Source organism: Ottowia sp., assembly GCF_047975795.1.
Lineage (GTDB): Bacteria > Pseudomonadota > Gammaproteobacteria > Burkholderiales > Burkholderiaceae_C > Ottowia.
On sequence record NZ_JBKEEE010000027.1, the window covers coordinates 1 to 1,708 of the forward strand.

Annotated in this window: 1 pseudogene; it reads left to right on the forward strand. The window is 63.5% G+C overall.

From position 1 onward, the window contains the following. Positions 1–192 precede the first annotated feature (192 nt). Positions 193–1,708: pseudogene (locus tag ACK5NW_RS03905) on the forward strand (hypothetical protein); the annotation flags it as partial.

Genomic DNA, 1,708 nt, shown 5'->3' on the forward strand with positions numbered 1-1,708 from the left:
CACATTTGTGCATGCCGATGGCCGCAGCTTCAACGTGCGCTTTGCGCCCGATGGCGCGCCCATCAGCGCCACGCCCGTGGCCCGCCCTGAAATGCCGGGTGCCGACACCCCTTATGTCGCCACGCTGCGATTGATCGAGGTTTCTCCGTGACCCTCCTTGCGAACGATATAAAAATTCGCGCTAGTAAACTCATGGCCGACGTGCCCAATGGCGGCGGTGGCCCGTCAGGCAATCTGATCGAGTGGGGTCAGTCGAACACGATGTTCGATGATGTGGACTCAGTCAGCCGCACCGTTGGCAATGTGTCCATCCGGCAGGCATTCCTGCACGTGGACACGGACAACACCGACCGTTTGCTGGGTAGTTATGCGATGGTGGCCAAACTGCCAGCCGACCCGAACATCACCGTCACGCTCGCATCGTGTCCACCTTTTGCGCAGCGCTCGGAGATCAGTGAGGCGGTCGCCAATTACCTGATTCGCGGCGTGCCGTGGAATGGATGGCTACTGGGCGACCACGTGGCTGGGCAGGCCAACATGCAGATCATGCAGCGCTTGGGGACTGACCTACCAACGGTTGGCCGCACGCTGGTGCTGGTGGCCAACGAGGGCACCGCAGCAGAAAAAATCGAATGGGCGCGCGTGATCAAGGTCGAAAGCGAGACTCGCACATTTACCGACGCAAAGGGTGACTACCTGGGGATGGTGGTCAAGTGCGATCTGTCTGCCGGCTTGGGGCAGGACATGCCGGGCACCGACCCGAACCGCTTTTTCTCCATCGATTCAGGCGCAAGCCATGTGCGCGACACCACCGCCGCTGACGCGGCCAATTATTTTGGCGCTGCGCCGCTCACAGCCATTGGCGCGCTGGGCGACAGCTTTGTGCATACCAGCGGCGTGTACGGCCAATTGGTGCCCAGTAGCGCCACGCCGGTGCCGGCGCTTGATCAGAGGCCGGCTGCGCAGCGCACCATCACGCTGGCAACCAGCCCGAGGTTGATCGAAACCCCAGCCGCACCGCACACGCGGCGCATCAAAATCGGCCAGGAAAACCGGGGCCTTAGCTATGTGGCTCAGCTCACGCCGCTGCCGGAGCCTGGCACGGTGGTGATCAAGTGGGTGGGTTTGGGCAACCAGCAGACAGTGACCGACGATGGAGCCGGCGAGCTGGAGGGCGCTGGCTCGGGCGTGGTGAACAGCGCCACCGGTTCCCTCGCGCTCACGCTGCCGAGCCTGCCCGACGTGGGCAGCGCTGTGGTGATTAGCTGGGGTGCCCGGCAGGCATACACAGACCGCAGCTCGCATGGCGCTCAAATGGGCATGCCCGAATACGAGTGGGTGTTGGATGGTGACGGCACGCTGGTGCCGGCAAGCCTGACCATGGAATACGTGAGCGGGGGCGTGCTGCGTAGCTGCACCGTGAGCGCCGCTGGTGTCATTGGCGGCGATGGCGAAGGCCGGGTGGATTGGCCCAGCAAAACTGTGCAGTTGCGCCCGTCCTACATGCCGGACGCCGGTGGACAGGTCGCCTGCGCCTACCAGCTCAGCAGCAGTCAGACCGAAATTATCAGCCCGCCCTCCGTCGATGCCGGTGGTTTTGTTTCTATCACTCTGGCACAGCAGCCGGCAGCAGGCACGCTCGAGATCAGTTGGATGACAGCGCAAGAGGTCACCGCCACCAGCGGCGGGCAACTCACGGCGGCCAGCA